This is a genomic window from Pradoshia sp. Z5_111 (genome assembly GCF_058267535.1).
In genome coordinates, this window is sequence record NZ_JBZCPQ010000006.1 from 104,151 (window position 1) to 122,803 (window position 18,653).

General features: G+C 38.1%; 19 protein-coding genes. 15 read left to right on the plus strand and 4 right to left on the minus strand.

Annotated elements, in window-relative coordinates; translation table 11 throughout:
* The first annotated feature begins 128 nt into the window (after positions 1-128).
* From AC4D4A_RS13705 to mbcS, 4 genes are all read left to right on the plus strand, one after another.
* Complete coding sequence (locus tag AC4D4A_RS13705; protein ID WP_490996414.1) at positions 129-1,274, plus strand: cysteine desulfurase family protein; 1,146 nt, start codon at positions 129-131, stop codon at positions 1,272-1,274.
* Positions 1,274-2,476, plus strand: coding sequence for a tRNA uracil 4-sulfurtransferase ThiI (gene thiI, locus AC4D4A_RS13710; RefSeq protein ID WP_490996534.1), 1,203 nt, complete (start codon positions 1,274-1,276; stop codon positions 2,474-2,476). Before AC4D4A_RS13705 ends, thiI begins: the two co-directional genes overlap by 1 nt.
* 87 nt (positions 2,477-2,563) lie before the next feature.
* Complete coding sequence (locus AC4D4A_RS13715; RefSeq protein WP_490996415.1) at positions 2,564-2,764, plus strand: alpha/beta-type small acid-soluble spore protein; 201 nt, start codon at positions 2,564-2,566, stop codon at positions 2,762-2,764.
* A gap of 169 nt (positions 2,765-2,933) precedes the next feature.
* On the plus strand, positions 2,934-4,517 hold the full coding sequence (gene mbcS, locus AC4D4A_RS13720; RefSeq protein ID WP_490996416.1) for an acyl-CoA synthetase MbcS: 1,584 nt from the start codon (positions 2,934-2,936) through the stop codon (positions 4,515-4,517).
* A gap of 82 nt (positions 4,518-4,599) precedes the next feature.
* Here the strand turns inward: mbcS and AC4D4A_RS13725 are convergent, their stop codons facing one another.
* Positions 4,600-5,400 (minus strand): NAD kinase, encoded by an 801-nt coding sequence (locus AC4D4A_RS13725; RefSeq protein WP_490996417.1) that lies wholly within the window; start codon positions 5,398-5,400, stop codon positions 4,600-4,602.
* A gap of 131 nt (positions 5,401-5,531) precedes the next feature.
* Between AC4D4A_RS13725 and sppA the strand changes: the two genes are divergently transcribed.
* From sppA to AC4D4A_RS13765, 8 genes are all read left to right on the plus strand, one after another.
* A complete protein-coding gene (sppA, locus tag AC4D4A_RS13730) occupies positions 5,532-6,533 on the plus strand; it encodes a signal peptide peptidase SppA (protein WP_490996418.1) in 1,002 nt (333 codons plus the stop codon).
* A gap of 12 nt (positions 6,534-6,545) precedes the next feature.
* Positions 6,546-7,031 carry an RDD family protein gene (locus AC4D4A_RS13735; protein ID WP_490996419.1) on the plus strand — a complete coding sequence of 162 codons (486 nt, stop codon included), beginning with the start codon at positions 6,546-6,548 and terminating at the stop codon, positions 7,029-7,031.
* 139 nt (positions 7,032-7,170) lie between these two features.
* Positions 7,171-7,809, plus strand: a complete 639-nt coding sequence (locus tag AC4D4A_RS13740) for a DUF2953 domain-containing protein (RefSeq protein WP_490996420.1) — start codon at positions 7,171-7,173, stop codon at positions 7,807-7,809.
* 39 nt (positions 7,810-7,848) lie between these two features.
* Complete coding sequence (gene ytfJ / locus AC4D4A_RS13745) at positions 7,849-8,322, plus strand: GerW family sporulation protein (RefSeq protein WP_490996421.1); 474 nt, start codon at positions 7,849-7,851, stop codon at positions 8,320-8,322.
* A gap of 122 nt (positions 8,323-8,444) precedes the next feature.
* Positions 8,445-8,945, plus strand: coding sequence for a thiol peroxidase (tpx, locus tag AC4D4A_RS13750; protein ID WP_490996422.1), 501 nt, complete (start codon positions 8,445-8,447; stop codon positions 8,943-8,945).
* A gap of 165 nt (positions 8,946-9,110) precedes the next feature.
* Positions 9,111-10,097, plus strand: a complete 987-nt coding sequence (locus AC4D4A_RS13755; protein WP_490996423.1) for a class I SAM-dependent methyltransferase — start codon at positions 9,111-9,113, stop codon at positions 10,095-10,097.
* 202 nt (positions 10,098-10,299) lie between these two features.
* The gene (locus tag AC4D4A_RS13760) at positions 10,300-11,487 is read left to right on the plus strand and encodes an acetate kinase (protein ID WP_066108974.1); all 1,188 of its coding nucleotides are present in this window, start codon (positions 10,300-10,302) and stop codon (positions 11,485-11,487) included.
* Positions 11,488-11,725: 238 nt separating this feature from the next.
* Positions 11,726-12,559 carry an EcsC family protein gene (locus AC4D4A_RS13765; protein ID WP_490996424.1) on the plus strand — a complete coding sequence of 278 codons (834 nt, stop codon included), beginning with the start codon at positions 11,726-11,728 and terminating at the stop codon, positions 12,557-12,559.
* A gap of 248 nt (positions 12,560-12,807) precedes the next feature.
* On the opposite strand, the gene AC4D4A_RS13770 is transcribed toward AC4D4A_RS13765, so the two are convergent.
* Complete coding sequence (locus AC4D4A_RS13770) at positions 12,808-13,122, minus strand: hypothetical protein (protein ID WP_490996425.1); 315 nt, start codon at positions 13,120-13,122, stop codon at positions 12,808-12,810.
* Between the two features lie 227 nt (positions 13,123-13,349).
* On the opposite strand from AC4D4A_RS13770, the gene AC4D4A_RS13775 reads away from it, so the two are divergent.
* Complete coding sequence (locus tag AC4D4A_RS13775) at positions 13,350-14,558, plus strand: argininosuccinate synthase (protein ID WP_490996426.1); 1,209 nt, start codon at positions 13,350-13,352, stop codon at positions 14,556-14,558.
* A complete protein-coding gene (gene argH / locus AC4D4A_RS13780) occupies positions 14,555-15,928 on the plus strand; it encodes an argininosuccinate lyase (protein ID WP_490996427.1) in 1,374 nt (457 codons plus the stop codon). The genes AC4D4A_RS13775 and argH overlap by 4 nt, the downstream gene beginning before the upstream one ends.
* Positions 15,929-15,998: 70 nt before the next feature.
* Here the strand turns inward: argH and AC4D4A_RS13785 are convergent, their stop codons facing one another.
* Positions 15,999-16,469 carry a universal stress protein gene (locus AC4D4A_RS13785; protein WP_490996428.1) on the minus strand — a complete coding sequence of 157 codons (471 nt, stop codon included), beginning with the start codon at positions 16,467-16,469 and terminating at the stop codon, positions 15,999-16,001.
* A 262-nt stretch (positions 16,470-16,731) separates the two neighbouring features.
* The gene (locus tag AC4D4A_RS13790) at positions 16,732-17,823 is read right to left on the minus strand and encodes a M24 family metallopeptidase (protein WP_490996429.1); all 1,092 of its coding nucleotides are present in this window, start codon (positions 17,821-17,823) and stop codon (positions 16,732-16,734) included.
* A 132-nt stretch (positions 17,824-17,955) separates the two neighbouring features.
* Here AC4D4A_RS13790 and AC4D4A_RS13795 point away from each other — a divergent pair, with 132 nt between their 5' ends.
* Positions 17,956-18,633, plus strand: a complete 678-nt coding sequence (locus AC4D4A_RS13795) for a metal-dependent hydrolase (RefSeq protein ID WP_490996430.1) — start codon at positions 17,956-17,958, stop codon at positions 18,631-18,633.
* The last annotated feature ends 20 nt before the right edge of the window (positions 18,634-18,653 follow it).

The following is an 18,653-nucleotide window of genomic DNA, read 5'->3' on the forward strand; positions in this document are numbered from 1 at the left end:
AGTCTGGACTTACCAGTCTGGTTTTTTTCTTTGTTTAATCCAGCATAAGATAGAGGCATAAGAGAAAATTACTTTATAAACAGGACAGGATATGCTACATTTTCTTATTGATAGGAAGGGGAAAAAGCATGATTTATTTAGATAATAGCGCGACAACAAAACCCTATAAGGAAGTGATTGATTCCTTCACAAAGGTTACTGCCGATTTCTGGGGGAATCCATCCTCTTTACATGGCTTCGGAGGGAAGTCAGAAAAACTGTTAGCACAGGCAAGAGAACAGGTCGCGGGTCTTCTGGGAGTAAAGGCTACAGAGATTATCTTTACTTCAGGTGGGTCTGAAAGCAATAATCTGGCCATAAAAGGAATAGCAGAAAATTATCGAAACAGAGGGAAGCATATTATTACCACCTCAATTGAGCATCCTTCCGTAAAAAGACCGTTTGAACAGCTAAAGGAACTTGGCTATGACGTAACCTACTTGCCTGTTAATCAAGATGGCAGAGTAGAAATTGAGCAAGTTAAGGAAGCAATCCGAGAAGATACAATATTGGTATCAGTTATGCATGTTAATAACGAAGTGGGAACTGTACAACCAATTTATGAAATAGGAAATCTTTTAAAGAATTATCCTAAAATACATTTTCATGTAGATGGGGTTCAGGGCTTTGGTAAAGTCGAACTATCTTTACGTGATGCTCATATCGATTTATATTCTTTATCAGGACATAAATTCCATGGATTAAAAGGTACCGGGATTCTATTTGCCAGAGAGGGAATTACACTTTCACCGTTAATTGCCGGGGGAAACCAAGAAAGAGGCATGCGCAGTGGGACGGAAAGCTTGGCAGGGGCCGTATCTTTGGCAAAAGCAATGAGATTGGCGATTGAAAAGAGCAGGGAAGGCAGCAGAAGAATGAACGAGTACCGTACTCTGATACTTCAAGAGCTATCCAAAATGGAGAATGTTGTCATCAATTCACCTATAGAACATGCAGCTCCGCATATTATTAATTTTTCAATTCCGGGACTTAAATCAGAAACATTCGTTCATACATTGGGTGAGTTTGGAATCTATGTCTCAACAAACAGTGCTTGTTCATCAAAGAAAAAAACGGTTAGCCAAACACTTCTCGCTATGGGAAAAAATGAGCAAATTGCCGGCAGTTCTATACGAATAAGCTTAGATTATGATCATTCGAAGGAAGAAATAGAGCAGGCACTTAAGGAAATTGAAAGAGCAATCCAAATGTTAAGTGAGGTAAGAAAGAAATGATAAAATTTGATCATATCGTAATCCGCTATGGTGAGATTACATTGAAGAAAAGGAATCGTAAAGGCTTTATTGTTCAATTACGTAAAAATATAAAAAAAGCTTTGTCAGATTATCCGGAGGTTCGTATTGAGGCACAGCACGAAAGAATGTACGTTCACTTACAAGGTGCAGATTACAAGCCGATTATGGATATTCTCAAAAAAATATATGGCATTTCTTCAATAAGCCCGGCTTTAAAGGTTGATAAAGAAATCTCAGCCATTCAGGAATCAGCTTTATTTTATATCAATCATTTAACAACAAAAATTCGTACATTTAAAATTGACGCTAAGCGTGCTGATAAAACCTATCCCTATTCAACATATGATTTAAATGGATTGGTTGGGGGATATTGCTTGCAGCATGTAGACGGTTTAACGGTCGATGTTCACAATCCAGATTTGAAATTGAGAGTCGAAGTACGCCAGGATGCTGCTTATATTACGGGTGAAAAAATTATTGGAGCTGGCGGATTGCCAATTGGAAGCAGCGGATCGGCAATGCTTATGCTTTCCGGAGGGATTGATAGCCCGGTTGCGGGGTATTTAACGATGAAAAGGGGAGTAGAGATTGAATGTGTACATTTCTACAGTCCTCCCTTCACAAGCGAACGCTCGAAACAAAAAGTAATTGATTTGGCGAAAAAGCTGGCAGAAGTCAATGGACGTATGGTACTGCATGTTGTGCCATTTACGGAGATTCAAAAATTGATACAAAAGCAAATACCTGATAACTATACCATGACAACCACACGCAGATTGATGCTTCGAATTACTGATGCAATCAGAGAAAAACAAAATGCGCTCGCGATTGTGACTGGTGAAAGTTTAGGCCAAGTGGCCAGCCAGACGATGGAAAGCATGTTTACAATTAATGAGGTTACAAATACACCAATTCTGAGGCCGCTTATCGCAATGGATAAAACAGATATTATTGAAATTGCAGAGAAAATTGATACTCATGAGATATCCATACGTCCTTTTGAGGATTGCTGTACGGTGTTTACACCAGCTAATCCCAAAACTAAGCCAAAAAGAGAAAAAGTCGGTCATTATGAGAGCTATGTCGATTTTGAACCTTTAATTAAAGAGGCTTTGGATAAAACAGAAATGTTAGTTTTCACAGGTAAAGAGAAAGAATCAGAAACAGAGGATTTATTCTAAATTGATTTGTGAACAATTACCATTTTAAATCCGGAATGAAGATATGTGTTTTTACACACTCTATTATCACAAGGAGGTGAAAAACACATGTCAAACAACACAAACAATCTTTTGGTACCAGGAGTTGAACAAGCTCTTGACCAAATGAAATATGAAATCGCTTCTGAGTTTGGTGTACAACTTGGAGCAGAAACAACAGCTCGCGCTAACGGTTCTGTTGGTGGAGAGATTACGAAACGTCTTGTTCAAATGGCTGAACAACAATTGGGTGGAGGTTACTCCAGATAATTAAATAATATGGCTACAAGAAAGCGGATTTTTTAGTCCGCTTTCTTTTTTTTGTATGTTGAAAGCAATAATAAGAGCCAATCTTTTCCCACTCTCTTAATCCATTAATTGTAAAATAAGGTATAATAGAGTTTGATTAACATTATTTGTTTTAAGGGAGGAGAAGGATATGAATCAACAGAACCTGATCGCACCAGAACAATATAATCTAGTCAGCGAGGTAGAAAATTACAGTAAGAACGAAACCAAAATCGCATTGATTTGGGAAAATGAATACGGGGAAACACAAAAGATTACATATGAAGAATTGGTCAAAAAGGTGAATAAAGTTGGCAATATTTTGTTAGAGGAAGGGTTGAGGGAGGGAGATAAAATTCTCGTCATGATTCCTCGCTTTATTGAAGCGTATGTGATTTACTTAGCTGCTTTAAAAATAGGTACAGTGGTCATACCATGTTCTGAAATGCTTCGGGAAAAGGACCTTCTTTATAGAAGCAGGCATGCAGAAGCAAAAGCGGTAATTGTTCATAAGCCTCATACCTCTTTATTTACAGAAATTATATCGGAGGATTCACTGAAATCATTTGTTATAAATGGAAATGAGGATGGGTGGATTCAACTGGATGAACGAATGAAAGACGCTTCAGAAGAGCTGCAAATGGTGAAAACCATGGGAGATGATATGGCCTTTTTATCCTATACTTCAGGTACAACAGGCCAACCGAAGGGAGTTGTCCACACTCATAGCTGGGCCTATGCACATCTCAGAACAGCGGCCTCAAATTGGTTATCAATAAGTGAGGATGATGTTGTATGGGCTACGGCGGGACCTGGATGGCAAAAGTGGATTTGGAGTCCCTTTTTATCTGTCCTTGGATCGGGAGCTACTGGGTTTGTATATCACGGCAAGTTTGAAGCAGAGAAATATTTAAAATTAATTGATAAGCATTCGATTACTGTTTTATGCTGTACCCCTACTGAATATCGATTGATGGCGAAGGTAGACAGCCTCGATAAATATAGCCTGGGAAGCCTACATAGTGCCGTTTCAGCAGGAGAGCCGCTTAATAGAGAAGTGATCGATACGTTTCAAAACTATTTCGGGGTCACCGTTCGTGATGGATACGGGCAAACAGAAAATACCCTTCTGGTCGGTATCATGAAGGGGACGGATGTGAAGCCGGGTTCCATGGGGAAACCGACCCCTGGAAATAACGTAGAAATTATTAATGAGGAGGGGCAGGTTTGCCAACCTGGCGAAGTAGGTGATATAGCTGTCCACATTAAAACCCCTGCGCTGTTTAAAAATTACTATAAGGACCCGGAACGGACAGCCATGCAGTTTAGAGGCGATTTTTATATTACGGGAGATAAAGCTAAAAAGGATGAGGACGGGTATTTTTGGTTTGAGGGACGCGGTGATGATATTATTATCAGTTCAGGTTATACCATTGGGCCATTTGAAGTGGAGGATGCACTTGTTAAACATCCATATGTGAAGGAGTGCGCTGTAGTAGGTAGCCCGGATGAGGTAAGAGGGCAAATCGTAAAAGCGTTCATAGTCTTACAGGATAGCGTGGATGCCAATGATCCTCAATTGGTTCAAACCTTGCAGAACCATGTTAAAGAGCTTACAGCCCCTTATAAATATCCAAGAAAAATTACTTTTGTGGAAGATTTGCCGAAAACAATCAGCGGCAAAATTATGCGTGTCGAATTAAGAAATAAGGAGAAAGAAGAAAGAAGTATATAAGGCGTAAGCAATATCCTCTTTCGAGAAAAAAAGATGATTCCGACCAGCGGAATCATCTTTTTTGTTTCCTTCGTATGAAGATTTAAAGGAATGTCCTGTGTACTTTTTCCCAAAAAGAATTATTACGTAATTTAACCGTCTTGATATATCTTCCGCTCAGTTTAATATCCAATCGTTCGGTAAGATGAATACTCATCGCTTCATTATCCATCCCGATAATCGGGTAATCGTTTTCATTATCTTTTACTTGAAGAGATAGAGTACGATCGGGAGCCAAAATAAATGAAGCACCAAGCGTACGATAATGATTATTATTCATCGATGCTATTTCGCTTACCTGCATGCAGTCAAGCAAAGGGTCTACCACTGCACCGTTGACCGATTTATTGTAGGCAGTACTTCCGGTAGGTGTAGAAATGATCATCCCATCACCACGGAATGTTTCAAATAATATATCATCAATTCGAACATCGATAGCCATTGTTTTAATTAAAGCGGAACGGAATGTGCATTCATTTAAGCAATCAAAGCTTATTTGGTTATCAACCGTTACTTCTATTGTAGGATATTTTCTTACTTCAATGACGGGCTTTGTGACTGCTTCCACCATACTTTCCGTATCATCTATGTAGAAATCACAATACATATTTAATTGCTTGTTCAATGAAATGCCTGCATACAGGCAATCCTCTCTGAAGCCTGTCTTACGTACTGCCTGAAGAAATGTTCCGTCATCTCCTACACTAACGATAATATTAGCATCTTTATGTTCATCTACAAGTTCGAATCCGTAGTTGTTTGCATTATCCTTTAATTTATTGACCTGATCCACCATTTCTTGACCTTGCTTGTAATAAAAAAAGATATTTCTGCGTTCTGCCATTTTGTTCCCTCCTTGTAGGTTAGTATGGGTACTCCTGATTATAGGTTTACCAAAATAAGGTGCTATAATAATTCTATCATGAATAATAAGAACATTAAAACAACTTAAAGAGTGATTGGGGGACAATTTGTATGAGTAAAAAAAGATGGTTGGCACTTGGAATAGCAGCGGTGATATTTTTTGTATCCGTCCTTATGAATGCTATCTCAACATTTTCAAGTGAAGAGTCTGCTATGACAAATTTGTTTGAGGATACATTATTTGAGGAGGATATTATTGAAGAAGGGGATGTGAACAGTCAAATCGTTGTCATGGATGTAGAGGGAGTCATTCAGGACACGGGTGAGGAAGATAGTTATTTTACGACTGAAGCCTATAATCACCGATCTTTTATGGAAAGATTGAATGCCATTAAGGATAATGATGCAGTGAAGGGAATTATTTTACGCGTAAACAGCCCGGGTGGCGGTGTTGTGGAAAGTGCGGAAATACATAATAAGTTAATGCAAATTAAAAAGGAAACAAAGAAACCAATATATGTATCAATGGGTTCGCAGGCTGCATCTGGAGGATATTATATTTCAACACCGGCCGACAAGATATTTGCCAGTCCGGAAACATTGACAGGGTCACTTGGAGTCATTATGCAAAGCTATAACTTTGAAGGATTAGCTGAAAAGTATGGAATCGACATGGTCACTATTAAAAGCGGTGAATTTAAGGATCTTATGAATCCATTTAGAGAAGTGACAGAGGATGAAAAGGAAATTCTTCAATCGATGGTTACCAGCTCCTATGATCAATTTGTGAAGGTCATTGCGGAGGGGCGCGGTATGTCTGAGGATGAAGTAAGAAAAATTGCTGATGGGCGTATTTACGATGGCCGTCAAGCAATGGAAATTAATTTAATTGATGAGCTTGGTTATTTAGAGGATGTAATTAAAGATATGAAAAAAAGTGAAAATTTAAAAGATGCACAAGTGGTTCGTTTAATTGGGTCAGATAGCCTCGGCTCATTATTTTCGATGAAAATGCAGCAATGGGTAGGCGTTAATGATGAGGTAAGCACGATAAAAAGCCTAATGACTGAAAATCAATCGCCGCGGATGATGTATTTATATTCTGCGAATTAAGGAGGGTGGAAAATGGAAGATTATCAAGAAGAACTGACTTTAGACGAACAGGTACAGCCTCCTGACTCTGTTCCAAACCATCTGCGTGCAGGATTTTGGATGAGATTCTGGGCCTATCTCATCGATCTTATAGTAATTGGAAGCATAAGTCGATTATTGATCAATCCGATATTTAGACTGTTTGATATCCCTATGGATGATACAGGTATTTTCTCTGCTTATACCATAGTTGATTCCATTGTATTTTTCGGTTATTTTATTCTTACTTCCAAATTCTTAGCCCAATCTCTAGGAAAAATGATTATGGGTCTTAGAGTGGTATCGCTGGATGGAACGCCTTTGGATTGGAAAACAGTAATCTTTAGAGAATGGATTGGCCGATATATCTCCGCTGTGCTTATGCTCGGTTATATCGTTATTGCATTCAATCCTAAGAAACAGGGCTTTCATGATATGTTCAGTGATACAGTTGTTGTGCTGGAAGAGCGTGGTAAATAATATGTGCTTTAAAGGACTCCTTCTTTTAGAAGGGGTCTTTTTTGCTATTTGGCGTTAAAAAAGCCAATGAGTATAGTTTAGATTAAGTTAATATTGACCATACTGTTTGTTTGATGACGTACTCGGGAGGATATAAACGATGAAGCTTTTATTACTGATTTGTATAGTTGTGCTAATCCTTATATCCGTCTTTTTGCTTTCGAAAGTGACAATACATATTGAATATCATCACACTCAGGAAAAGGATAAGGCAAATATAAAGGTTCAATTATGGAAAGGCCTTATCCATTATTCTAGAGAAGTACAGCTGTCTGACGAAAAATATCAGCCTTCTTCTTATCGGGAAAGTACTTACCGGCAACATAATCAATCAAACCAATGTGAATCCTCTGGTGATGAATCTTTATCTATGGATGGTGTTCAAGCTGCCTTTCAGAATCTGAAGGAAATGTTTTCACAATTGAGGAGTTATCAAGGAACTGTAAAAAAATTCACCTCTAAAATACAAATGACAGATTTGCAAATGGAAATTCATTACGGTACAGGTGAAGCATCAACAACAGCAGTGGCAACGGGAGCATTATGGGGGTTAACTGGCGGAGCTATTGGTATCATCAGTCAGTATTTTACATTAATGATACCTCCTAAAATCGATATTATCCCATATTTCTCAGTCAAGAAACCATTTGAAACGAAAATCGAATGCATAGCCCGTGTCCGAATGGCAAAAACTATAGTTGCAGGTTGGAAGCTGGCACGTTTAATGCTAAGGAAATGAAAAAATTGAAATAAGCAAAACTATGCAGGAGGTTATAAAATGTCCAATCATCCAATTGAAGGTCTCATGAATTCAGCAATGGAAAACTTAAAAAGTATGATTGATGTTAATACGATTATCGGTGATCCCGTAGAAACTCCTGATGGCAGTGTGATCATGACTGTGTCAAAGGTTGGATTTGGCTATGCAGCCGGAGGTAGTGATTATCAAATTAGCCGTGGAGGAAGCCAGGGTACTGGTGAGGAGAAGCGTCATCCATTCGGTGGAGGAGCCGCAGGTGGAGTTTCAATCACACCGATTGCTTTTCTAATTGTTAATGCTCAAGGTGTAAAAATGCTTCATCTTAATGAGAGTACACATCTAATCGAAAAGATTCTTGATTCAGCTCCAATTGCTATGGATAAGGTAGAATCAATGATTTCGAAGGTGGGGAAAAACAATAAAAAAAATAATTCCAATTCCCAGGATTCCTCTGATTCCACTTCCGATGAATCAGGGAACAGTTTTATGTGATTGTTCATAAAGCTTTATCATAACCACATTCCATGCGAATGTGGTTATTTTTTTACAAAGAGTATGAATATCTCTATACTTAAGAATGTAGAGAATATATCGGGATATAAGGAGGAATTGGTGTGGCAACAGTAACATTTAAAGGTAATCCGGTTACATTGATTGGTGAGGAAGTAAAAGTAGGTGACACTGCACCTGAGTTTACGGTGTTGGCAAATGATTTATCTCCAGTAACTTTGAAGGATACAGATGGAAAAGTAAGAATCATTAGTGTTGTGCCATCTTTGGATACAGGCGTTTGCGATAGTCAAACAAGAAAATTCAATGAAGAGGCAGCAAAAGCAGGGGATGTTGTTGTAATGACAGTAAGCATGGATCTTCCTTTTGCTCAAAAACGCTGGTGTGCAGCAGCTGGTTTAGAAAACGTCATAACAGTTTCTGACCACCGAGACGCTTCTTTTGGAGAGGCTTACGGAGTACTAATGAAGGAATTACGTTTATTGGCACGTGCTGTTTTTGTAGTTGACAGCAATAATAAAGTAACATATGTGGAATATGTTCCGGAAGGCACTACGCATCCGCAATATGAAGCAGCGCTTGAAGCAGCAAAAGCTGCAAAGTAAAAAGGCTCCATATAAACTTTCTGCCCCTTAAAGTTAGACAGGCTTTTCTAACATTTAAGGGGCGTTTTTCATGAACGTATTTTTTTGAATGATTAGACTTGTCCTTTATGAAACGTAATACTACAATGGGGAAAGTAAAATGCACAATAGCTGGAGGAACTTAAAATGATCACAACAAATGTTGAATCTATATACGAATTGATAATATCTACCGCAACTATTATACAGGACGAACTAGGGATCACAGAGTTAGAAGCCATCGCTGAAACAGGAGAAAATTGGTTCCATAATGCCGTGCTTCAGGAAGAATTGAGTGAACTGGCAGTCAAACGTTTGAAAAATAGCTATCAGGATAAACCTTTGGAGCAGTTTAGTAAAGAGGATATCCGCAAAGGTTGGCAATTGGCAGTATTGAAATCCAGCAGATCTAATGTTCAGGCAAATCATCAAATGACACCGGATGCCTTGGGATTTCTATTTGCTTATCTGCTCGAAAAATTCACCAAAAATCAAGATACGTTAACGATAACTGATTTGGCAGTCGGAACAGGTAACCTTCTGTTTTCTATTTTAAATTCACTGGATAAAAAGGAGTTAGATGCTACAGGTGTTGAGGTCGATGAAACTTTAATCAGACTTGCCTATTGTGGAGCTAATCTCATTGGGCATCCAATTCAATTTTTACATCAGGATAGCCTGCAGCCGTTATTTATTAACCCTGCAGATGCAGTAGTTTGTGATTTACCGGTAGGCTATTATCCAAACGATCAGAGAGCCGCCGATTTTAAAGTGAAATCTGAAAATGGTATGTCATATGCCCATCATTTATTAATTGAACAAAGCTTCACGTATTCAAAAGAAGGGGCATATCTATTTTTCCTGATTCCTAATGATCTTTTCAACACAGTTGAAGCAAAGGCTCTTCATCAATTTATTAACGAAGAGGGATATATTCAGGGGATGATTCAGCTGCCTGAAAGTTTATTCCAATCGAAGCAATCGGCTAAAAGTATTCTTATCCTGCAGAAAAAGGGGAAAGATATAAAAGCACCAAAACAGGTTCTGCTCGTCAATATGCCGAAGCTATCTGACAGGGCAGCTACTGCTTCCATGTTAAGTAAAATTGATGCATGGATTGAAGAAGAAAAGTAAAAGAAAGCTTTATTACCGTTATATAAATTTTTTGACAAGTTAGAATTGTTTAAATAAAATAATATTATTGTGAAAACGGTAACAAAGTAATTTCGGCTTGCGAGAACGCTTGTTCAATGTTTTAATTGGAATCGAGAACATATAAATAAGCAGTTACCGTGTAACATCGATGCTATTCATAAATGTAAGGAGCAGAGAATATATGTCAAAAATAATCGCGATTAATGCTGGGAGTTCCTCTTTAAAATTTCAATTATTTGAGATGCCTGAGGAAACTGTAATCACTAAAGGGATTGTAGAAAGAATCGGACTTCAAGACTCTATTTTTACAATTACAGTAAATGGAGAAAAGAAAACGATGGTTACAGAAATACCTGACCATTCTGTTGCCGTAAAGCTTTTGCTTGAAAAGCTTACTGAATATAAAATCATCAATTCTCTTGAAGAAATTGAAGGAATTGGACACAGAATCGTACATGGTGGAGAAATCTTTAAGGATTCTGCTGTTATTACAGATGAAGTATTGGAGCAAATTGAAGACTTGGCTGAATTAGCGCCTCTTCACAATCGTGCGAACGCAACTGGTATCAGAGCTTTCCGTGAAGTATTGCCAAACGTACCAGCGGTTGCTGTTTTCGATACAGCATTCCACCAAACAATGCCTGAAAGCTCTTATCTGTACAGCTTACCATACGACTATTATAAAGAATACGGAATCCGTAAATATGGTTTCCACGGAACTTCTCATAAATATGTATCTGAGCGTGCAGCTGAGCTATTAAAACGTCCTCTTGAGCAATTGCGTTTAATCTCCTGCCACTTAGGTAATGGAGCAAGTATTACCGCAATTGAAGGCGGAAAATCAATCGATACAACTATGGGATTCACTCCGTTGGAAGGTTTAACAATGGGGACAAGATCCGGAAGCTTAGACCCTGCCTTAATCCCATTCTTAATGGCTAAAACAGGTAAAACAGCTGATGATGTAATCAATATTCTTAATAAAAAATCCGGTATGCTTGGTGTTTCCGGTTTCTCCAGCGACTTACGTGATATTGAACAAGCAGCTGAAGAAGGTAACGAGCGCGCTGAATTGGCTATCTCTAAATTTGCTGATGGTATTCACAAATATATCGGATCCTACGCAGCGAAAATGAACGGGGTAGATGCAATTATCTTCACAGCTGGTATTGGTGAAAATAGTTCTGAAATTCGTGCGCGTGTATTAAAAGGCTTAGAATTCATGGGCGTATATTGGGATCCAGCTTTAAACAATGTACGTGGAAAAGAGCAATTTGTGAACCATCCATATTCACCGGTTAAAGTTATCATCATCCCAACTGATGAAGAAGTAATGATTGCCCGTGATGTGGTACGTTTAACACATTAATAACTGGCATAATTTTAGCCTAACGATAAAAGGAATTCGGACTAGAGCTTTATAGCTCTAGTTTGAATTCCTTTTTGTGTTCACTCAGGAGTATTTTAATGGATAGTGTTACCTTGCATTATTTCTTATATCTGATCATTGTTGGGACTTCTTTACAGCCCTATTTTCGAGAATGTAGGAATTGGTACGATATGTGATATACTTTTTGTATCAGACCATTTAAAGAGGTGATCATTATATGGCGTTGACGAAACGGGATCAGGAAATTTGGATGGAAATAAAAGAGTGGGAAGCGGAAATGAAGGCAAGTGAGCCAACCGATTTTGAAACATATTATGATCGGTGGATAGAGAATATGTTCACGCTGTTGCCGGAGAGTACACAACAGGAGTTTTTCTCAAAAATGGATAATTGGTTATTTCACCTGCACTCCATGATTCATGAGTCTCAATTCCAACTTGATGCAAGGAATCGTATACTAACAAATGCCCGCGTTTTTGATGAGAATATATCAACACTAAAAGACTTAAAAGAGCTTTCTATTGATCAGTTGGCCTATATCGCTGAACAGCAAGTGGCCAGACATCGGATGTATTCTCTTGTTCAGGGAGGTATTTCGGCTGTAAATGGAGGTTTGGCTTTAGCAGCGGATTTGCCGGCTCAAATGGTGATCAATTTAAGGAGTATTCAGCTGATAGGAATTTCGTATGGTTTTGAAATGAACACCCCGTATGAAATCATGCTTTCACTAAAGGTATTCCATGCTGGTACTATGCCAGAGCGTATGCAAAAGTATTTCTGGGAGACCTTAATGGAGGATTTGGATCATCCACCTTCTTATTTTTATGAAGGGGAAGATGAGTTGAGCAATGTGTTTTGGTTTGATCAGCCTATTAAACAAATGATGAAGGTGATGGCTATATATTTCTTTAGGAAAAAGGTATTTAAGGGAATACCCATTCTAAGCATGGCTATCGGTTCAGGTGCTAATTATCGTCTAACCAAAAAAGTTACGGATTTTGCAGATAAATTTTATAAATATCGTTACTTAAGTGAAAAAGAGAACCTTTGATAGATGTATCAACCGTGTGTAGCTACATATAGGGAGTAAGCTCTCGAATGGATATGGATCTTCAGCAGACTTCTCTGATGTATTGCCTGGTTCAAGTAAGATGGTAAGCTAGTATTAGAGAAACTAATTATTCCAGAGCATAGAGATATCATCAAGGAAGTATAGGAAGATTAAATTGCATAATTTATGAATAATATAGAATGAACCGCCCACAATAATGGGCGGTTTTTTTGATAATAGACCATAAATTATAAATGTTTCTTTCCTGTTAAATCCTGTTCAGTTCTGTACCAAATCCATAAATCATTTATGATTGAGGCGTGTTCAGCAATTTCGTAATTAAGAGTACATGAAACCTCAAAATCATCTTCATCATTTAGCTGATTTAATTTATGATTAATAATTCGTTCAATATCCTGTATACGCTCTGGGATTTTCCCTCTAATTTGTTCCCAACGGTTTAGGATGGCTTTTTGTACAATAGGAGGGTAGACAGAAAAGTCCAATTTCAGGTGAGGAATCGGTATACCCAGACGTTCATCGTATATGAAAAAATCCTCCATTTTACTTCACTCCCAATGTTCATTCATACAAATAGTTTACACAATCTGGCTAATATATACGAATTTCTTTTGTAATTTCTTATGATGGAAAGTTACAATGATTCAGCCTAAAATAAATTTTCAGGAAATACTTGAAAAAGTCACATAATGTTGGTAAAGTGAATAACATATTCTAATTGCATAAAAACATTTTTATTTGAATAAATATACATCGGAGGGGAACGTTCATGAATAAAAATAAAGTAGTACTTGCCTATTCAGGAGGATTAGATACATCAGTCGCTATTTCCTGGTTAAAACAAAAGGGGTATGACGTGGTAGCATGCTGCCTGGATGTAGGGGAAGGCAAAGATTTAGATTTTATAAAAGAAAAGGCTATTAAAGTTGGTGCCTGTTCTTCCTATGTTATAGATGCCAGAGAAGAATTTGCTAATGATTACGCGTTAGTAGCTCTTCAGGCGCATGCAATGTATGAAGGAAAATATCCATTAATTTCTGCTTTATCCCGACCATTGATTGCTAAAAAACTTGTAGAAGTAGCGGAAAAAGAAAATGCTGTTGCTGTGGCACATGGCTGTACTGGAAAAGGGAATGATCAAGTACGTTTTGAAGTATCTATTCAAGCATTGAACCCTAACTTGAAGGTACTTGCCCCGGTTAGAGATTGGAGCTGGTCTCGCGAAGAGGAGATTGAATATGCGAAACAAAATAATATTCCTGTACCGATTAATTTAGATAGCCCATACTCAATTGACCAAAATTTATGGGGACGCAGTAATGAATGCGGAGTTCTCGAAGATCCATGGGCAGCACCTCCGGAGGGAGCCTATGATTTAACAACAGCTCTTGAACATACTCCTGATACACCAGATATTATTGAGATTACGTTTAAAGAGGGTGTACCAGTTGCATTAAATGGAGTTGAATCTCCTTTAGCCGCGTTAATCCAAAATCTTAATAATCTTGCTGGTAAACATGGCATTGGCAGAATTGATCATGTGGAAAATCGTTTGGTTGGAATTAAATCAAGGGAAGTATACGAGTGTCCAGGTGCATTAACTTTAATTAAAGCGCACAAAGAACTGGAAGACCTAACAATGGTTAAAGAATTGGCACATTTTAAGCCTATAATTGAGAAGAAATTAACTGAACTCATTTATGAAGGCCTATGGTTTTCACCGCTAAAAGATGCTCTTATTGCCTTTTTAAAACAATCTCAAAGCTTCGTAACCGGTGTAGTACGTGTTAAATTATTTAAGGGCCATGCTATTGTGGAAGGTAGAAAGTCTGAATACTCTCTTTATAATGAAAACCTGGCAACCTATACTTCAGCTGACGAATTTGACCATGCGAGTGCGGTTGGATTTATCAATCTATGGGGATTGCCAACAAAAGTAAATAGTCAGGTTCATAATCAAAAGAAGGTGACAGTGTGAAAAAACTGTGGGGAGGCAGATTTACGAAAACTGCCGAAGAATGGATTGATTCCTTTGGCGCCTCCATCGCGTTTGATCAAGAATTAGTGATGGAAGACCTTGAAGGAAGCCTTGCCCATGTGACAATGCTTGGAGCCTGTGAGATTCTCTCGAAAGAAGAAGTCGAGTTAATCAAGAACGGACTGTACTCTTTAAAGGCAAAGGCTGAAAAAGGAGAGCTCTCCTTTTCGGTAGATTTTGAAGATATCCATTTAAATTTGGAAAAATTACTTATTGATGAAATTGGACCAGTTGGTGGTAAATTGCATACTGCCAGAAGCCGTAATGATCAAGTGGCAACGGACATGCATTTATATTTACGTTCCCAGGTCAATGAAATCATCGACGGAATTACAGAATTCCAAAACACGCTGATTCAGGTGGCTGAAAAGCATATCGAGACAGTTGTTCCAGGATATACTCACTTACAAAGAGCCCAGCCAATTTCATTGGGGCATCACTTTATGGCCTATTTTTGGATGCTTCAGCGAGATAAAGAACGTTTGCAGGACAGCCTGAAAAGGATTAATCTCTCACCTCTTGGAGCAGGCGCGTTGGCTGGTACAACATTCCCGATTAATCGGGAATTGACTGCTCAACTGATGGGGTTCGATGGAATCTATGAAAATAGCTTAGATGCTGTAAGTGATCGTGACTTCATCGCAGAGTTTTTAAATAATGCATCATTAATCATGATGCATCTATCTAGATTCAGTGAAGAGATTATTTTGTGGTCAAGCCAGGAGTATCGGTTTATCGAGCTGGATGATACGTTTTCAACAGGATCAAGTATTATGCCACAAAAGAAAAATCCAGATATGGCAGAGTTGATTCGCGGTAAAACCGGACGTGTTTATGGAAATGCCTTTGGGTTATTAACTCTCTTAAAGGGCTTGCCGCTTGCTTATAATAAAGACATGCAAGAGGACAAAGAAGGTATGTTTGACACGGTTATCACACTAAAAGGATCTTTGAAAATTTTTAATGGAATGATTGAGACCATGAAGGTTCATACAAATGTAATGAAGGAAGCAGTTTATAATGATTTTTCAAATGCGACTGAGTTGGCTGATTACTTGGCAGCTAAGGGAATCCCTTTTCGTGAAGCGCATGAAATTGTCGGTAAATTAGTTCTATATTGTATACAAAAAGGGTACTATCTACTTGATCTTCCATTAGAAAAATTAAAAGAAGCATCCAATCTAATTGAGGAAGATATCTATGAAGCTTTGAAACCGGAAGAGGCAGTGAGAAGAAGGAACAGCTCTGGTGGAACAGGCTTTAATCAGGTAAGATTGGCTATTGATAAAGCAAAGAGTTTAGTTGAATAAAAGCCTTATGCAATATAAAAATCCCATGTGTCCAGCACATGGGATTTTTATTGTTAATTTACGCGCATGCTTACTTTGCTGCAGCTTGGTCCGTAGGTTTATCATCGGAACGAATAACCATTACGTCGCATTTTGCATAACGAATAATATGTTCAGACACGCTTCCGATAAAGAAACGCTCAACAGCATTTAAACCGGTTGCGCCACAAATAATTAAGTCAACATTAAAAGATTTAGCGATATCTTTAGGTATTTTTACCTTTGGAGAACCAAACTCAATAGATAGAGCTACATCTCTAACACCAGCATCAAGAGCAGTTTGTTTATATTCTTCTAAAAGGTCTTTTGCATATTGCTCAGCGCTCTCGGAAATAGATATGCTGTATGCCTCAACTGCAGCAAATGTACGATTGTCGACAACATGAGCTAAAACTAACCTAGCATCATTTCTTTTAGCTACGTCAATTGCTTTTTTGAAAGCCCATTCTGCCTCCTGTGAACCGTCAACTGCCACAAGGATATTATTATAGGATAATGCCATATTAATCTCCTCCTTTAAGTATATTTATATTATACTACAAATTATACAAAAAGTCGGAATATTATATGAACATATTTTGAAATGAATTATAAATATTATAAATAATACAAAATTAAATATTTTATTTGGTTAAATAATTATATTAAAACACTTAATATTCCATGAAGGGGAAAGTGACCCTCCATACAATCAGTATTCTTTTTTTATATATAAAAAAACAGCGAGTTATCCTCGCTGTCTGTTGGTTTATTATATAGTGCTCTTAAATAGTTACTAGTTCTTTCGGGAATTTAGTAAGAATTTCTACCCCGTTCTCAGTCACATATAGATCATCCTCTATGCGAACGCCGGCTTTGCTAGGAACATAAATACCCGGCTCAACCGTAAAGACCATTCCTTCTTGAAGAGACAGCGTGTTGATTTCGGTCAGGGAAGGATATTCGTGAACGCTAATTCCAAGGCCATGACCAAGACGATGAGGGAAATAGTCACCATATCCCTTATTTCTAATAATATTACGTGCTGTTAAATCTATTTCGGCGCACGTTTTTCCAGGTCGGCATGCTTCAACTGCAGCAATTTGAGCCTCAAGAACCGTGTTGTAAATTTCTTTTTGTTCATCATTAATTTGTCCGAAAGCAACCGTACGTGTAATATCAGAACAATATCCATCTACCACTACACCTAAGTCGAATAGAACCAGGTCACCTTTTTTGACCTTCGTTTGTCCAGGAACTCCATGAGGGGAAGCGGCGTTTTCACCGGTTAACACCATTGTCGCAAAGGACATTTCAGAAACGCCTTCTTTTTTCAATTGATACTCCAGAGCAGCCAGGATTTCCATTTCTGTTTTACCCTCTGCAATTTCTTCAGTTCCGATTTTTATGGCATAGTCAGCAAGACGACAGGCTTCTTTAATGATTTTTAGTTCAGATGGACTTTTAACCATACGCAGTTGACGCATTTTTTCTTCCGCTGATATATATGTCGGTTGGTTTAAAATGGAATTAAGTCCTTCAAGTCGTTCCATTGTTAAATGTTCTTTTTCCACTGCCAGTGTCTGAATAGAAATGTTTCTTTTTTTCAGTGTTTCTTTAATAACTTCCCATGGATTTTGGGTGTCGGAAATACCGAGAACTTCATACCTCCAGCCCGCTTGTTTTGCGTCTGGAACCTCCATTTGCGGGCAAATTAAGATAGGTTCTTCAGTAGGGAAGGTAAGTACTGCCAATAGACGTTCATGAGGATCGCTATAGAACCCGCTAAGATAAAAAACATTTTCTGTAGACGTGATAAAAGCAGCATCAGCCTGTTTTTCGGTAAGCCAATTTGCCAATTGATTTAAGTTACTCATATTGGACCTCCATAATATTTTATGTAAATGTTACTATGAAAGTAGAGTATCAATTATACAGGATAATGTAAATTGTTAGAAAACTTAATTTAACGGGTATTTATTGAAAAAACAATGAAAGGACTGAAGGAGATGAAAGTATCTTTTCATGGTCATTCCGTAGTGAAAATCGAAACAGAGGGGAAGCAATTGCTGATCGATCCGTTTATTACGGGAAATGAATTGACAGATTTAACAGTGGAGGATGTAAATCCAGATTATATTTTAATTACACATGGACATGATGATCATTTGGGCGATACCGTTCAGTTAGCCAAAAAACATGATGCACTGGTAATCTGTAATTTTGAATTAAGTACATACTTGGGATGGAAAGGTGTAAAAACACATGGCATGTCCATCGGAGGAGCTTATGAGTTCGATTTTGGAAAAGTGAAACTAACTCAGGCTTTTCACGGAACGGGATTTGAGGAGAATGGCCAATTAATTTATGGAGGGATGCCTGCTGGATTGTTGATTACTGCAGAAGGTAAAACGATTTACCATGCCGGAGATACAGGCTTATTCTCAGATATGAAGTTGATTGGCGACCGCCATCCAATCGATTTAGCATTCCTGCCGATTGGAGATAATTTCACGATGGGGCCAGAAGATGCTGCGCTCGCTGCAGAATTCCTGCACCCTAAACAAGTTGTTCCAATTCACTATAATACGTTCCCGCCAATTAAGCAGGATCCATATTATTTTGCTTCCTTATGTGATTCAGAACTCGTTCGGGTTCTGAATCCGGGAGAATCTATTGAATTATAGAAAATAGAGCATTATCTTAA